Raw genomic sequence first — 16,390 nt, forward strand, 5'->3', positions numbered from 1 at the left:
TTACCGTATTGCCCTTAGTTATGGAAACAATTATACTAGATATAATCAGAATAAATAATCTGAATATTCTCAGAATTTAAGATAGGAGTTTTACTACTCGCAAATAGAGAGATAAATTCTATTTTCCACTAAATAGATTAGAAAACGATAATAACATTAGGAGGATTACGATGCACCAGCTTGATTCATTACATCCCATTATAGAAAAAATAATTAACAATATTGAAAAGTTAATGGTCGGAAAGCGAAAAGAAACGATCTTAGCTTTGACAGCTCTCTTAGCTGATGGTCATGTACTATTAGAAGATGTTCCTGGCGTTGGGAAAACAATGGTAGTACGTGCACTTTCTAAATCAATTGATGCTGATTACAAGCGCATTCAATTTACACCTGATTTACTGCCGTCAGATGTAACAGGTGTTTCTATTTATAATCCGAAAGAGCTCCAATTTGAGTTCAAGCCTGGACCAATCATGGGGAATTTTATACTTGCTGATGAAATTAATCGTACATCTCCAAAAACACAGTCTGCCTTACTTGAAAGTATGGAAGAAGGCAATATTACAATAGATGGCATGACAAGACCGTTACCAAAACCGTTCTTTGTAATGGCTACACAAAATCCGGTCGAATATGAGGGAACATATCCTTTACCAGAAGCCCAGCTCGATCGTTTCTTGTTGAAACTAAAAATGGGATATCCAACACCAGAAGAAGAATTTGAAATTTTAAACCGGATGGAAAAAACGAATCCTCTCTCCCATTTACAAGCTATTACTACAATAGAAGAATTACTTTATTTACAACAAAGCGTACGGGAAGTAAGTATGGACAAAGCAATCAAGCATTACATTGTAAAGCTTGTTAGTCAGACGCGTTCTTATAGTTCTATACAACTAGGTGCAAGTCCACGTGGCTCGATCGCTTTAATGAAAGCTTCACAAGCTTATGCATTCATCCATGGCAGAAATTATGTTATTCCTGACGATGTTAAATTTTTAGCCCCCTACGTGTTAGCTCACAGACTCATTCTAAAAATGGAGGCAAAATTTGAAGGAATTACAGGAGAACAAGTTATCGCAAAAATAGTTGCGCGAACTACCGTACCTACTCAAAGGAAGATGAACCTTTGATGAAACGGATACTACGAGCACTCTATCATTTTACTAAGTTATCACTCATTCCGTTATGCCTAGTCTTAACATTTGTATACGCTATGCTTCAAGGAGGATTTGTAAGTTGGTTTTTGTTTTACAGTATGATTCCTATTGGCCTTTATTCACTACTGCTTCCCTTCTATGCTTTACGGAACGCCGAGGTAAAACGAACAACAAATCAAGACGAATATGTAGCAGGAGAACCCTTTTTAAGTACGATTACACTAAAAAGAAGTTTTCCTTTTCCCTTACTGTATTTAATTATAGAAGATGTGCTGCCATCACAATTTACAAATTGTAAACAAACGAAGATGAATAAAGTAATACTCTTTCCAGGATTGAAACGAAATATTTCGTTTCAATATGCAATTGACATAATACCTAGAGGTGAGCACTCTTTTTCAAGCGTACGTGTCAAAACTGGCGATTTATTCGGTATGATGGAGAAAGAAGTAACTTTTTCAGTTCCAGATACATTTTTAGTCTACCCTCAGTATGTAGATATAACATATCGACAAATGGAAAATCATTTCGAACAAGGAGCACTTTCAGCAAATATAAATTTAGTAAAAGACTCTACCATTTCTGTCGGTGTGAGAGACTATAAACCTGGTGACCGCTTTTCATGGATTGATTGGAAAGCAACTGCACGAACAAACAACATTATGACGAAAGAGTTTGAACAACAGCGCAGTCATAATATTATGATATTCATGGACAGAACCCCATCCCCTCTATTCGAATCAGTCGTCACATTTACTGCCTCTATTGTCAGGTCTGTCTTGAAGCAAAATTCACCGGCGTCATTCATATCTGTCGGAAAAGAACGAACTTTTTTCCCTTTAGACAATGGAGATAGTCAGTTACATCAAATCTTTTGTCATTTAGCGAAGGTACAAGCAGATAGTGTATTCCCACTCTCCCGGAGTGTAGAAATGGAATTAAGAAAAATTTATGAGCCCGTCACGATTATACTCGTGACAAGCGACCTTTCTCCCGATATTCAAAAGGCGGCTGACTTTGCTGCTATAAAAAATAGAAGATTAATGGTGTTTGTCGTAAAAGAAAAAGCAAATCAACTCTCACACCGAGAACTCAGTATTCTAGAAACTCTACAAAAACGAAAAATATTTGTAAATGTGGTTTATGGAAACCAGTATACAAACGTGGTTTTTGAGGTGAGCAAATGATAACATTACAGGCAAAAAAACAATTGGATATGACTAGATTTTTCATGCATGCATGCGCATTTCTACTTTTACTAGAATGGCTAAGGCCTCTTATAGGTATTACAAACGTAGGTAGATTAGATATTTTTGTAATATTTATAGGGATTTGTTTCACTCTCTCTTTTTTTCAAACAAAATGGCAGATTCCTATAAAGATTGTCACAATTTTATTCATCATTCATTTCCTTTATTATAAAAATGCTTTTATAAATCCATCTTGGTTAACGAAATTTTTTACTGATATTTCTCGTAATTCCTCCTTGTTATTCCAGGGGAATTTGCTGGATATCTCTCCAGTTTTTCCAACACTTTTATTTTTTTTATCATTTTGGTTTTTGAGTGCTTGCATCTCTTTTTGGATGATTCATAAAAAACGTGGGTTGTTATTTCTTATGTTGACTATTATTTATATCACTGTTTTTCATAACCTGCATTTATATAATGCTAACTACGCTATTATTCGTACTGTTGTTATCGGCTTTTTTATGCTTAGTCTTCTTCGCATAGAACGAATAAAAGAGTTGGAACACTTACAAAATTATGCTAGAGAAATCTCAAAATTGCTTAGACCTCTTACAGTATTTATTGTATTGTCAGCAACCATCGCATACTTTGCTCCAAAATTTGGCCCTCAATGGCCAAACCCAATGGATTTTTTAAAATTCAATACATCCGAAGCAAGTAAAAATCAAGAAGTTTCTAAAATTGGGTATGGTTTAGATGACTCAAGATTGGGTGGTCCTTTTAAGGCTGATCCTACAATTGTATTCACAGCACAAACACAAAACAAACAATATTGGAGAGTCGAAACGAAAGATTTTTATACAGGAAAAGGCTGGGAAGTTTCTGAAAATCAAAAAAAGGTTTCTTTTAAAAATAAAAATGACGTCGTGAGCTGGTACGAACAAAATACAAAAACAGAGGCAACTGAGGCGACAATTACCATGCAAAAAAGTTATCCACACCTTACCTATCCAGCAGGGTTAGTATCAGTTGAAGCTTCTTCTGATGTAGAATACAGTGTTGACCCATTTTCAGAAAAAATCTATACGATGGACGGAGATTATTCTACTACTTTACATTCATATAAAGTAACATATGAGGTCCCGGAGTTTTCCATAGAAAACTTAAAAGCTATAAAAATGAATGAAGGTCAAGAAACAAATCCTTATTTCATGACAAAGTACACGCAACTTCCCGAATCATTACCGCAGCGAGTAAGAGACTTAGCTGTTAATCTAACAAACGATAAAGACAACCGATACGATAAAGTATTAGCTATTGAAAATTACTTCACGGACCATTCTTTCGTATATGAAACAATGAATGTGTTGTTCCCTGCCAAAAACCAAGATTATGTTGATCAATTTCTTTTCGATACAAAAAGCGGCTACTGTAATAATTTCTCGACCTCTATGATCGTGTTACTTCGTTCCGCTGGGATTCCTGCTCGCTGGGTAAAAGGTTATACAGAAGGAACACTTGATAATACGCTTGTGGGTGCTGAAGGTGAGGATGTTTATAAAATCGTGAACGATAACGCACACTCTTGGGTCGAAGTATATTTCCCTGGATACGGATGGATTCCATTCGAACCAACAAAAGGATTTACGAATCCCTATACTTTTACAAATAATACGCCTGCTTCTACGATACAAAATAGCGAAGAAACTAATTCTCAAAATGCGCAAATGCACCAAAGAAACAATGAAGCAAAGCTTAAAAGTTTAATAGAAGATACAGAAGAAACTCCTACTAAAAAGATTACAAATGTTAAAAATAAATTTTCTTGGTGGTACGTGTTCCTTTCTACGATACCAATTAGTATCATCGGCTACACTCTCTTCGCTACTAGAATGAAATGGATTACATTTTTTATTATTCTTTTCTATAAATATCGAAAAGATGATGCTGTTTATAGTAAAGCTTACAGTGCACTTTTGAAACAATTTGCGAGAACTGGTATACCACGAGAGGAAAGTCAAACATTCCGAGAATATGCACTCCATATCGATACACTTTACAACTCGAATGATATGCAACAGCTTACTTTCAGTTATGAAAACGCTATGTATCAAAAGGGACAGACCGCAGCAGAATGGGAAAAATCCGTACACTTATGGGAAATCCTTATGAAAAAAGCAGCTTCTCCGCCTAAATCAAATGACTTCTATTCAGCGATTTAATCTTGCTAATGTGAGTTGAACGAAAACGCCTCAAAGAACTACATTGTTCTTTGAGGCGTTTTTTAATAATGTGAAACTCCTAGTTATTCCCCAAGTATCTTCTCAATCTCAACCTCTAAATCTACCGGCTTTGTCTGCGGCGCAAAACGTCCTACTACTTTCCCGTCTTTTCCGATTAGAAACTTAGTAAAGTTCCATTTCACTGCCTTCATACCGAGTAAACCTGGTGCTTGTTCTGTCATGTATGTATATAGAGGATGTGCCTTATCGCCTTTCACATCAATCTTTGCAAACATCGGGAAGTTTACACCGAAGTTTAATTCACAAAAACTAGTAATATCTGCTTCTGTACCTGGTTCTTGTCCGCCAAATTGGTTACAAGGGAAACCGAGTATTTCAAGTCCTTCGTCTTTATATTTATCATATACTTCTTGTAATCCTTTATATTGCGGTGTAAAACCACATTTGCTAGCTACATTTACAATAAGAAGTGCTTTTCCTTCGTAATCTTTTAATGATTTATCTTCTCCTGTTATCGTTTTAGCCGAAAAATCATAAACTGTCATTTTCCTTGCCCCTCTCTTCACTATCATTCTATGTTTATACTATACTACATTCGTGAATATACAGCTCTTATTACGTACTTATAAGATCAAATGATAGCGCTTTATTTTTGTTCGAAAATTCGACACAGACTACTAGACTTTTATGATGGAAAGTTTTACAATTGAATTGTGAACAAAATGTGACAGTTTATATTCCATTATTAAAGAAAAGGATGGTGTTCATTATGAAAACTGCACAACATGAAACGATTTCAAATCGCGAGTTTTATTTCGTACTATATATGATGTTATTGTATGTGATTGGCTGGGTAATCGATGTAAATGGTTTATTCTTAAGCTCCTACTTTAATTTAGCAGGAGAGATTATGCTTCCAATCGTTGGTGGCATAGTTGGATTGTTCGTTATGTCTATCAATAAAGAACAAACGCGATAAGAATAATACAAAAGGCAGAAGACGAGTTTTCGTTTTCTGCCTTTTTTCTATTTTAGCGTATAATAGAAACATACAGTAAATAAGGAGTGGTAAATATGAAAAAAGTAGAGCAATTATCTTCTCACCTATATCTTATTGATGATTTCGATTTACAGCATAATGAACGAACTGGTACGTATGTTTTATTAGGTGACGATATTACTTTAATTGAAACTTGTGCAGCCCCTTCTCTTCCCTATATTTTAGACGGCTTACAACAATTACATATTGATTTAAACGATGTTAAAAACATTATCGTTACACACGTTCATTTAGATCACGCCGGGGCTGCTGGTTTAATGATGGAAAAGTGCCCAAATGCTACTTTATATGTGCATTCTCGCGGTGCTCGTCATATGATTGATCCAACAAAGCTCATTTTAGGTGCAAAAGCTGTGTACAAAGAAGATTTCGATAAACTTTTTGATCCAATTCTTCCTATAGAAGAAAAGCGTGTTCATATTGTACAACATGGTGATACGTTACAAATTTCAGAAGACCGCATCCTTACATTTTATGATACACCGGGACATGCTAAGCACCATATTAGCATTCACGATTCATTAACAAATGGCATTTTTACTGGCGATACAATTGGCATTTATTATAGAGAACTCGCAGACCTTGGTGTAGAACTATATTTACCATCAACGTCCCCTTCCCAATTCCAACCAGATGCGATGATTGCTTCTAAAAATCACATTCAAAGTATGAATGTAGATAGTATTTATTTCGGCCATTACGGCGCATCATCCAATGTTACAGAAGTATATAACCAACTTGAACATTGGTTACCTATTTTCGTTCATACCGGTACAGAGGCCTTTGAACAGTATAATGATTTCGATGAAGCAACTAAAGCTTTACAAACTGTATTAATGGATAAGATTTCTTCTCACCTTACAAAGTTAAACGTTCCATCAGATCATTCCGTTTATAACATTTTACATTTAGATATAGAAATTAGTGCGATGGGCATTATAGATTATTTGACGCAGCAAGAAAAAGCAAACTCCACTATTAACTAACCGTAAAGGAAGAGATATACAACAGTAGTTATTGTATATCTCTTTTTTCTTTGAATATATTTTTAATAAAGGATGGTGGAATGCAATGCAAAAAGTGATGCTATACCTCTGCTTCACATTGTTTATCGTCTTATTATTATTTGTCGGAGTGAAAATTCAATTTTATTTAGATACAGATGCGCAGGTGAATTTTAACGTTTATCCAAGATTATTCTACTTTACACTCTTCCCTCTTATAGTTGGTATTTTATTACGATTCCTTCAATCCATTAATCGCGAAACAAGTAAACAAAACTGGCGCTTTCAACCGGATAAATTTATTGCTATTACTGTGCCTACGCTATTCATCTCCTTTTCTCCAGCTCTACTCTTTTCACCAGTTGGTGCATACCTACCTTATTTAGCTAATATTATTCTTATAAACACAACTTTTGTTACGATAATTAGTTTAATAGCTGGTTATTCACTTTTAGATTGTTTTATACAAAAAGATACTGTAAATATGAAAAAATATAATTGAATACTGTATTTTGTTTTAATAAAGAAAGCTCAAAGCTAAAGCTTTGAGCTTTTCTACTTATCTCACCTTTTCATCTACATACTCCATAAACTGCTCCGCTTTAATAAATCTTTCTTTGTACGCCTCAGGTATTTCTTCTACTTTCATTCCACCAGTTGATTTTGTCTTCACTCGTACTATTTCATGTGTCATTAATGCTTCCATATAACGATCAAATTCGTCTTGTGTTAATACTTCTTTACTAGATTTATGACCATTTAATTTATCAAAGTATGGTTGAAGGCCCATACTTACCTTTTTCATTTCCTCTCTTTTTTCTGGTGATAATTGATCATAATCAATATTACCGTTCGAATCTCCGTACGCAAGCTTTGCATTTGTTAATTTTTTTAGTTCTTTTGTAAACTCTTCATATTCCTTTGCACCCATTTCATCTTTCGCTTCTGATAATTTTGCATTAAAACGCATATATGCTTCTAATGTCATCGCTCCGGCATGTTTTTTTAAATTCTCAAAAGATCCGTATATACCATCTGCCATAATAGATTGATAAGCAAAACCGGTCGTAGGGATTAAAAATGCTGCTGCAAGCACTCCTGCGATAAGGCGTTTCTTCACCTTACTTCCCCCGCGCTTCATTTTTATTTGAACAATTACTTTTTCTTTTAACTCCGGCGGGGCTACAACCCCTTTCGCCTCTTCTTGTATAGATTCTCTAACTCTACAATCTAAACTCATTTTACATTCCCTACCTCTCCTAAAAAGATTTCTTCTACTTGCTCTTTTTGACGTAGTTTTTTTAATGCCGCGTGAATTCTAGATTTCACAGTACCAATTGGAATATGTAATATTTGTGCTACTTCTTCTTGTGAATAATCGTGTAAGTATCTTAAGATAATAACTTGTTTCAATTTATACGGTAATTTATGAATGAGTTCGATTAGTTTTTGATTTGATATTTTACTTACAACATCGTTAGAAAAATCAATTTGTACTGGTTTTCTTTGCTCTTCTGCTTTTTTTACAATTCGTAGTCGCATCCACCTCTTTCTTCTATAAGAGTGAATTTGTTTAATCGCAAGTCCAATTAGCCAAGGACGAAATGGCTTCTCGCTATCATACTTACGAAGCGATTCATATAGTTGTATGTAGATTTCTTGAACGACATCGTCTACATCTGTTTTATCATCGATTAAAAAATGCGCTGTTTTATATACTTCTTGAATCGTTTTATCATACAACTCACTATACGCCTCTTTTTTTCCAGATAAAGTTAATTGAATCAAATCTGTATACACTGTTTCATCCTTCATGTACCTTCCCTCCTTTGTCTTACACTATATATTGGCAAGTAATTGAGATTTCGTTCGATTTTCCCAAAAAGTTTTTATATAAATTAATATAATTATCGAATGAGTTCATAAGCTTCACTTATAAAGTCGTATAACTATTATATAATTTTCCAATTTTTAATGACGCTTTAAAATGATTTATATAGTCAAATTTAGGAGGACATATAATGAAAGCTATAGTTGTAACGTCGTTCGGTGGTCCTGAAGTGATGACATATAAAGATGTGAATATGCCGACGATTTCAGACAATCAGATTTTAATTCGCGTTGTTGCTACTAGTGTAAATTTCGCTGATATTAAATCGCGTTATGGCAAAAAAGAAAATAAAGCACTACCTTTTATACCAGGGTTAGATGCCGCGGGTATTGTAGAACGTGTCGGTTCTCAAGTTAAAAATATTCATCCTGGACAGCGAGTCATTGCTTTTCCTCAAAATGGATCTTACGCACAATACGTTGTTGCAAACGAAAGCCTTACTTTTGCTTTACCCCATGAAGTCGATTTTCAAACTGCAGGGGCATGCCCTATCGTATCTTTTACAAGTTATAATTTACTCGCAAATGTTGCAAGGCTTCAACAAGGTGAATCTATACTCATTCACGCAGCGGCTGGTGGAATTGGCACGACAGCAATTCAACTTGCAAAACTATTAGGGGCTAGAAAAGTAATCGGTACTGTCGGAAGTGAAGTAAAAAGAAAAGTCGCTTTAGATGCTGGAGCTGATTATGTTATTTGTCATCAAAATGAGGATTTTGTAGAGAAGGTCAATGAGCTGACAAACGGAGAAGGAGTTAATATAATTTTGGACTCTATTTCTGGAACTATTTCTGAAAGAAGTTTAAACTGTCTTGCTTATTACGGTCGTCTCGTTCATTTCGGTAATGCTAGCGGTGAAATTGGAAATTTCCAAACGAAAGATTTACATGCCAGTTGCCGCTCTATAGTCGGTTTTAGCTTTGGCACTACACGAAAAAAACGTCCTGAATTACTCCAAGAAACTGCCAATGAAGTTTTCCGTTATTTACGTAATGGCAGTCTGAAAATGAAAGCTGCGAAATCTTTTCCACTTCAAGATGCAGGGAAAGCACATGAATGGGTCGAAAGTAGAAAAAGTACAGGGAAAGCCATACTAACTGTTCAGTCCCCTTCCTGAAATGAATACTTGAAACCGAGGTGTCATTCATGGGATCACGAATTATGCATGCTATTATCGCCAACAAGATTGCCGAAAAATTATGTATTCAAGATAAAACTTCTTTCATACTTGGAGGAGTAGCCCCTGATGCGGTTCATTCAGCAGAAGAAAAAGGAGCTTCACACTTTTACGCTGGCACAACGAAAAACTATACGAGAAGGATAGATTTCAATTCTTTTTTTCAAAAATATAGAGCTCATATGGATTCCCCTTTTCTCTTAGGCTATTACACCCATCTCATTGCCGATGATAATTGGCTAAGCGGCTTTTTTCTACCGTGGCTAAAAAATAGAATAGAACATGACGAAACTATCGCACCTATGTACTATAACGATTTCAAATTGTTAAATGCAAAGTTGCTTCATCATTACGATAAAGAACAACAGCTCTCCTCTCTTCTCAATCAAGAGGCTCACATTGCGGATATTGAAGAGGTTTCTAAAGAAAACGTTTTAGAATTTCGAAAGTATCTTTTTGAAGATATGTTGTATCCCGAGCAACATTTGCATGAAGACTTACAGGTGTTTACGTTCAATCAAATTGTCGGTTACATTGAAACTGCTATTGAAAAAGGAGCATTTTTTATTAAACAACTCTCTAATGAAAAATTCATTTCAAAGATTTAATCCCCCTCAATATATATGAGGGGGATTTTCACATAGCAATATTATTGGTCCTTTTCCATAACCGCAAAATAATTCCCTTCGCTATCAGCAAAGTTAAACACTTTACCAGAAGGCATTGTTACCATTTCACCAACAGTAACATTTTTATTTTTTAAACCTATATAGAATTGATCAAGATTTTTTGAGAAGAACATTAAAGATGGTGTACCAAGATTTAATTCTGGGCTCATCTTAGAAATAACTTCTTTATTATGTAATATAATGCTCGTTTCTGCACCGCTAGTCGGAGCAATTTCAATCCATCTCATTCCTTGCTTATTATCTTCCTCTGCTACTACATGAAACCCTACCTTTTCTGTCCAAAAATTTACTGCCTCATCTTGATTATTTACATACAGCATAATTTGTCCAACTTTATGAATCATTTCATTTCCCCCTAATGTTTTTTATATTCTATGTAGGTTTCTACAGGTTCTTTTATGAACCCTTTTTCATTCAGTTGAATGTTTATAAATCGCTATTCATATAAAAGCTATAGGGAACTTAAGAACCTTTGCTTAGTAGCGATGTTGCTTATATCCCTTGCCAATCAAGCTAAGATTTTAAAGTACCCACTAAACGTTCAAAAAAAATCTGGACCTGAAGATCCAGATTTTTTCTTTAATCGCGTTTTTTACATTTTTTTCTGTGTTTTTTGCATTTTTGTAATTTTTCTATTTGGTCTCCTTCTTCACCTTCGTTTTTTGCTAAACTATCCGTTCCGCCTCCCACTGCATGTTGCTGTTTCGTATTAGAACTTTCGATGGCAGCGTTGGTTCCTGCTGCACTGTCATCTCCACCACCGCTTGCCACTTGAGTAGTACTAGCCTGTTCCTCACTAGTTTCATTAATTTGATTATTGATGATAAGAACAAATTCTACCTCTTCATTCGAAGTTTCTTTTTTCATTTCATGCGACTCAATCTGATCCCCACTAATCCCTTTATTTATCGCTTCGCCTCCAGCGCCCACCGCTTGTTGCTGTTCGGTATTCGATGAATCGAGTGCTGCATTATTTCCTGCTGCACTGTTTTTCCCGGCTCCACTGGCAATTTGTGTTGTATTCGGTGCAAATGTAATCTGATTATTAATGACAATGACAATTTTTCGTTTATCAGCAAGATTTCCCAAATTAATTTCTTCGCCATCATTTTTTACAAATCGAAACATGATGTTTTCCTTGTTTTTCATGTTCTCACCCCCTTTTAATATTAAATGGCTAGATAATAATAATGGATTGGACAAGAGTATTTTTTTTATAAATATGTGAAACCCTATCCTTGTCCTACCTTTATCCAAGCATCTTGAAATCCCGCATTAGTAAAATTCCCGTATGTTGGTGTGCCGGGTCCGTCAGCATTTGAAGTTAGATCCCTTAGAAGAATTAGTGGCAGCTTTGTATTAGCTGGACCTGCCACTAATTCGTTCCCTTCGGCGAATGGAATGCAAAATTAATTATCCCAATAAATCCCTGTATTTACTTAGAAAGAATTTAAATTAGTGAATAAGCTTTTTGGATATTTTTAAGAGTAAATATTTAGTTACCTGAAAAGAACACAAGAAATCATACAAATGATTTAACTCAAAAAAAAGACGTAACTACGCATAGTTACGTCTTTTCCTTCATTTATCTAGGCTTTTTCTTCCCAGTAAACGCCGGTTTCTTTTTCTTTGGTGCTTTCGGTTTCGTTTCTACAAATGATCCGTTGAACATTTCTTGCTTCGTAAATACGATGCCTAGTTTTTTTGCAAATTGAAGTAATTTACGCTCTTCTTGTTGTGTTACAAGAGAAACGACTGTTCCTTCTTTACCCATACGTCCTGTACGTCCTGAGCGGTGAATATATTGGTCTACTGTGTCTGGTAACTCTAAGTGAATTACATGTGTTAAATCATCGATATCTATTCCACGTGCTGCAATATCAGTAGCAAGTAGAATTTCTAATTTCCCGCTGCGGAAAGCACGCATCGTTGCTTCACGCTCTTGCTTACTTGCCTCTGAATGAAGAGCTGCTGCTTTCATTTTACGGAATTGCAATTTCTGAGTAATTTCATCTAAACGGAATGGGTCATTTAAGAAAGCAACTGCTTTTACATCGCCCATATGCATAATTCTTCTTACGTAATCATTTTTTTCGCGTCGCTCACAAATGATATACGTATGCTCAACTAAGCTTTTTGACTCTGCACGTGTTATACGTACTAATTGTGGTTCAACTGCTAAATCACGTGCAGCATCTTCTGCCGCTTTTGTAATTGTCGCCGAGAAGAATACTAATTGACGATCTCGCATTGTAGATTTAATTACATCTTGTACTGCGCCCATCATCTTTTGTTTTACAATTTGATCAAACTCATCAAATACAATCGTTTTTACTTCATGCATCTTTAGCTTTTTCATTCGAATTAATTCTAAAATACGTCCTGGTGAACCGACAATTACTCTCGGGTGTTTCTTTAATTTTTCAACTTGGCGCTTAATATCTGCACCACCAATTAAAGATGCCCCTGAAATTTCAGTCCCTGCTGTAAACTTTTGAACCTCTTCGTGAATTTGCATGACAAGCTCACGTGTTGGCGCTAAAACAACAACTTGTGGTTGTTTTACTTCAGGATTAATTTTATGTAAAAGGGGTAATAAGTACGCTAATGTTTTTCCTGTTCCAGTTGGAGATTCAGCTATAACGTCTTGTCCTTCTAAAATAGTTGGAATCGCTTGTTTTTGAATTTCAGTTAATTCTTTAAAACCAGCCTTCTCCCAAGCTTGTTGTAAAAATGGTTGCATATCTTTTATCATTTGTTTTTCTCCTTTATCTCTATTTTTGAAGAAAATGTTGTATTGTTCGCACCGTTTCTATCATGTGTGAAATAACAGCTATTAAATCATCAACATGGTCTTCTGTAATCGCTTTTTGAAATAGAACCTCTACCTTATTATGATATGAAATCGCTCGCTTATTATATTCGTATGAAATTTTCTGCGTAATCATTCTTTCTTTTCCCCATATAGAATGCATGAAAGTTTCAATTTCTTCACACACTACCTCTGGCTTTTCTATCGGGAATGAAAATGCTAACTTCATTTCACAACCTGGTGTAAATTGTGGTACTTCCAATATTTCACCAGACAAGTTCTTTGCATCTACAGATAGTGAAAATGTTGCTTTTACTACCGGTTCGAACGGTTCTGACAATTGAAATGAAATATGGTATATACGACTTAATGAGGCAAGGTCCATCATATCTTTTCGATCTGTTACAAGAATATCTCCATGTAAATCAAAATCATAAACAGCACCTTCTACGATTACTTTTAAATTATCAAAAGCAGTTGGATCAAACATAATTTCCTCCAAAAAACAGGCGCCTTTCGATGGAAAGGCGCCACTTGATGTATATATAGTTTACAGATAAACGAGATGAATTACAACCTTTTAGAATAAACCTACTGCTTTTCCATCTTCATTTACATCCATTTGTAGTGCTGCTGGCTGTTTTGGAAGGCCTGGCATTGTTAACATTGTTCCTGTTAACGCAACGATAAACCCTGCACCAATTGATGGTTTTAACTCACGAATTGTAACGATAAAGTCAGATGGACGACCTAATTTTGTTGCATCGTCAGAAAGAGAATACTGTGTTTTCGCCATACAAATTGGTAGGTTACTCCATCCTTCTCCTTCATATTGAGCTAATTGCTTACGTGCTTTCGGAGCAAATTCAATATCCTTTGCGCCGTACACTTTTTGAGCAATTGTACGAATTTTTTCTTCTAATGGTAATTCTAATTCATAAAGTGGTGCGTAGTTGTTTTCACCTTTTTCAATTTCTTTTAACACTTTCTCAGCAAGGTCAACTCCGCCTTGGCCACCTTTCTCCCAAACTTCAGTTAAGGATACTGCATAGCCACGCTCATTGCACCACTCTTGTAAGTAAGTAACTTCTGCATCTGTATCTGTAATGAATTTATTAATTGCAATTACGAAAGGCATACCGAAACTTTGAATTGTTTCAACATGCTTCTGTAAGTTTTCCATACCTTTTGCTAATGCGTCTACATTTTCTTCTTTTAATTGATCTTTTGCCACGCCGCCATGCATTTTAAGCGCACGAATAGTCGCAACAATAACAACTGCTTCTGGTTTAATTCCAGCTGCACGAGCTTTTATATCTAAAAACTTCTCTGCACCTAAATCAGCACCGAATCCAGCTTCTGTAATAACATAATCACCTAATTTTGCTGCCATTGTTGTAGCGATAACACTGTTACAACCGTGAGCGATATTCGCAAATGGTCCACCGTGAATGATAGCTGGTGTATTTTCTAACGTTTGTACTAAGTTTGGTTTTAATGCGTCTTTTAATAATAATGTTAACGCACCTTCTACACCTAAATCTTTAACCGTTACAGGTTGATTCGTAAAGTTATAAGCAACTACGATGCGAGAAAGACGCGCTTTTAAATCTTGAATATCCGTTGCAAGGCAGAATACGGCCATAATTTCAGATGCTACTGTAATATCGAAACCGTCTTCACGTGGTACACCTTGAACTGGTCCACCAAGACCAATTACTACGTTACGTAGGGCACGATCATTTAAGTCAATACAGCGTTTCCAAACGATTTTACGCGTATCAATTCCAAGTGTGTTTCCTTGTTGGATATGATTATCAATAAACGCAGCTAACGCGTTATTAGCAGTTGTGATCGCATGGATATCTCCAGTAAAGTGAAGGTTAATGTCTTCCATTGGTACAACCTGTGAAAAACCACCACCTGCTGCCCCGCCTTTTAGTCCCATCGTTGGTCCAAGAGATGGTTCGCGAAGTGCAATTACTGTTTTCCTACCAATTTTATTAAAAGCTTGACCTAAACCAACTGTTACTGTTGATTTACCTTCTCCAGCTGGAGTTGGGTTAATCGCTGTTACTAAAACAACTTTACCGTCTTCCTCGTTCTGTAAGCGCTTAAAAATATCAAGAGATAACTTACCTTTATAATGCCCGTATGGCTCTAATTCATCTTCTAAAATATTTAATTCAGCTGCAATTTCTTGAATCTTCTTCATACTCGCTTCTTGCGCGATTTCAATATCGGATTTAACTGTTGTAGTAGTTGTCATATACCCTAGTCCCCCTTTAATTGGTTCTGATGATATTGTATCAGTTTTTTGTATTTTCTGCACTTATTTACCTCCTAAAAATTCTTTCATTTCTTTATATGTTTTTTAACATAAATACCCATAAGAATGTTAACGATTGTTGTAACTCTGTAGGTAGTTGACCTAACATCTTCTCATTTACTCCGCGCTTATACACACCGATGCCATCTACAACTTCAAAACCTTGTTCTTTCGCTAACTGTTCAAACTCCCAAGGCATCATCGTATTACAAACAACGTCTTTGCCGTATAAACGAGGATAACTGTTCTCTCGAGGCTTTGCTGTCGGTCCTAAAATTGCAATACATGCATACCCATCTCTTTTTAAAACGCGCTTTATCTCATTTAATGCTCGTAATGGCTCCTCGGTCCATTCTAAAGAATTAATTGCCATAATTGATTCAAATTGCTCATTTTCAAATGGTAAAGAAGAAAGATCCCCTTTTATAAAAGATAAATTCGGTTCTTCTCCGCGCTCCTTCCCTTTTTGAATCATCACTTCTGATAAATCTACTCCAACTGCTTTATAGCCCGCGTGACTTAATTTATATGTACCGTATCCATCTCCACAACCAACATCGAGCACTTGAGCTTCTTTCTTCACGTATTGTTCAAAAAATGGAATAATTGTACTCCTACTCCCGCTGTCCCACATCTCTTGACTATTTTGAGTCCAAAATTCTGCACTACTATCCCATTTTTTCTCTGCTGATTCATGCCAATTAAATTTCGTCATACATTCCCCTGCCTTCACGTTTTATCACTCATTTCATTCTACATCATTTTCCAAAATTCCTGTTTATCTTCATTAGGAGATGTACTAGCTAATAACAGAATCTTTATTCTCCAATTTTTG

At 35.6% G+C, this 16,390-nt stretch carries 17 protein-coding genes; 8 read left to right on the plus strand and 9 right to left on the minus strand.

The features are described from left to right. Positions 1 to 170 precede the first annotated feature (170 nt). From F8162_RS24185 to F8162_RS24195, 3 genes are read left to right on the plus strand one after another with little or no spacing between them, the layout of a single operon-like run. A complete protein-coding gene (locus tag F8162_RS24185) occupies positions 171 to 1,133 on the plus strand; it encodes an AAA family ATPase (protein WP_151630645.1) in 963 nt (320 codons plus the stop codon). Continuing rightward, complete coding sequence (locus F8162_RS24190; RefSeq protein ID WP_151631739.1) at positions 1,133 to 2,347, plus strand: DUF58 domain-containing protein; 1,215 nt, start codon at positions 1,133 to 1,135, stop codon at positions 2,345 to 2,347. The genes F8162_RS24185 and F8162_RS24190 overlap by 1 nt, the downstream gene beginning before the upstream one ends. Continuing rightward, the gene (locus F8162_RS24195; protein ID WP_151630646.1) at positions 2,344 to 4,572 is read left to right on the plus strand and encodes a DUF3488 and DUF4129 domain-containing transglutaminase family protein; all 2,229 of its coding nucleotides are present in this window, start codon (positions 2,344 to 2,346) and stop codon (positions 4,570 to 4,572) included. Before F8162_RS24190 ends, F8162_RS24195 begins: the two co-directional genes overlap by 4 nt. Positions 4,573 to 4,655: 83 nt before the next feature. On the opposite strand, the gene bsaA is transcribed toward F8162_RS24195, so the two are convergent. Beyond that, on the minus strand, positions 4,656 to 5,138 hold the full coding sequence (gene bsaA / locus F8162_RS24200; RefSeq protein ID WP_151630647.1) for a glutathione peroxidase: 483 nt from the start codon (positions 5,136 to 5,138) through the stop codon (positions 4,656 to 4,658). A gap of 224 nt (positions 5,139 to 5,362) precedes the next feature. On the opposite strand from bsaA, the gene F8162_RS24205 reads away from it, so the two are divergent. From F8162_RS24205 to F8162_RS24215, 3 genes are all read left to right on the plus strand, one after another. Next, entirely contained in the window at positions 5,363 to 5,572 is a 210-nt protein-coding gene (locus F8162_RS24205) for a DUF3925 family protein (protein ID WP_000844974.1), read from the plus strand. A 95-nt stretch (positions 5,573 to 5,667) separates the two neighbouring features. Next, positions 5,668 to 6,639 carry an MBL fold metallo-hydrolase gene (locus F8162_RS24210; protein WP_151630648.1) on the plus strand — a complete coding sequence of 324 codons (972 nt, stop codon included), beginning with the start codon at positions 5,668 to 5,670 and terminating at the stop codon, positions 6,637 to 6,639. A gap of 85 nt (positions 6,640 to 6,724) precedes the next feature. Beyond that, positions 6,725 to 7,159, plus strand: a complete 435-nt coding sequence (locus F8162_RS24215) for a hypothetical protein (protein ID WP_151630649.1) — start codon at positions 6,725 to 6,727, stop codon at positions 7,157 to 7,159. A gap of 57 nt (positions 7,160 to 7,216) precedes the next feature. Here the strand turns inward: F8162_RS24215 and F8162_RS24220 are convergent, their stop codons facing one another. Both F8162_RS24220 and F8162_RS24225 read right to left on the minus strand, forming a co-directional pair. Next, positions 7,217 to 7,897, minus strand: a complete 681-nt coding sequence (locus F8162_RS24220) for a DUF3600 domain-containing protein (protein ID WP_151630650.1) — start codon at positions 7,895 to 7,897, stop codon at positions 7,217 to 7,219. Then, positions 7,894 to 8,472, minus strand: a complete 579-nt coding sequence (locus F8162_RS24225) for a sigma-70 family RNA polymerase sigma factor (RefSeq protein WP_151630651.1) — start codon at positions 8,470 to 8,472, stop codon at positions 7,894 to 7,896. The genes F8162_RS24220 and F8162_RS24225 overlap by 4 nt, the downstream gene beginning before the upstream one ends. A 206-nt stretch (positions 8,473 to 8,678) precedes the next feature. Here F8162_RS24225 and F8162_RS24230 point away from each other — a divergent pair, with 206 nt between their 5' ends. Beyond that, complete coding sequence (locus F8162_RS24230) at positions 8,679 to 9,665, plus strand: quinone oxidoreductase family protein (RefSeq protein WP_151630652.1); 987 nt, start codon at positions 8,679 to 8,681, stop codon at positions 9,663 to 9,665. A 29-nt stretch (positions 9,666 to 9,694) separates the two neighbouring features. Then, positions 9,695 to 10,333 carry a zinc dependent phospholipase C family protein gene (locus F8162_RS24235; RefSeq protein ID WP_151630653.1) on the plus strand — a complete coding sequence of 213 codons (639 nt, stop codon included), beginning with the start codon at positions 9,695 to 9,697 and terminating at the stop codon, positions 10,331 to 10,333. A 41-nt stretch (positions 10,334 to 10,374) separates the two neighbouring features. On the opposite strand, the gene F8162_RS24240 is transcribed toward F8162_RS24235, so the two are convergent. From F8162_RS24240 to F8162_RS24265, 6 genes are all read right to left on the minus strand, one after another. After that, entirely contained in the window at positions 10,375 to 10,758 is a 384-nt protein-coding gene (locus tag F8162_RS24240) for a VOC family protein (protein WP_151630654.1), read from the minus strand. Positions 10,759 to 10,993: 235 nt separating this feature from the next. Then, positions 10,994 to 11,563 carry a hypothetical protein gene (locus F8162_RS24245; RefSeq protein ID WP_151630655.1) on the minus strand — a complete coding sequence of 190 codons (570 nt, stop codon included), beginning with the start codon at positions 11,561 to 11,563 and terminating at the stop codon, positions 10,994 to 10,996. Between the two features lie 436 nt (positions 11,564 to 11,999). Continuing rightward, positions 12,000 to 13,169 carry a DEAD/DEAH box helicase gene (locus tag F8162_RS24250; RefSeq protein ID WP_000588609.1) on the minus strand — a complete coding sequence of 390 codons (1,170 nt, stop codon included), beginning with the start codon at positions 13,167 to 13,169 and terminating at the stop codon, positions 12,000 to 12,002. Between the two features lie 19 nt (positions 13,170 to 13,188). Next, on the minus strand, positions 13,189 to 13,716 hold the full coding sequence (locus F8162_RS24255) for a hypothetical protein (RefSeq protein WP_151630656.1): 528 nt from the start codon (positions 13,714 to 13,716) through the stop codon (positions 13,189 to 13,191). 90 nt (positions 13,717 to 13,806) lie between these two features. Then, complete coding sequence (locus F8162_RS24260) at positions 13,807 to 15,495, minus strand: formate--tetrahydrofolate ligase (protein ID WP_151631740.1); 1,689 nt, start codon at positions 15,493 to 15,495, stop codon at positions 13,807 to 13,809. A 94-nt stretch (positions 15,496 to 15,589) separates the two neighbouring features. Next, entirely contained in the window at positions 15,590 to 16,270 is a 681-nt protein-coding gene (locus F8162_RS24265) for a class I SAM-dependent methyltransferase (protein WP_151630657.1), read from the minus strand. Between the last annotated feature and the right edge of the window lie 120 nt (positions 16,271 to 16,390).

The sequence above is a fragment of the Bacillus sp. CH140a_4T genome (assembly GCF_008923725.1).
Classification (GTDB): domain Bacteria; phylum Bacillota; class Bacilli; order Bacillales; family Bacillaceae_G; genus Bacillus_A.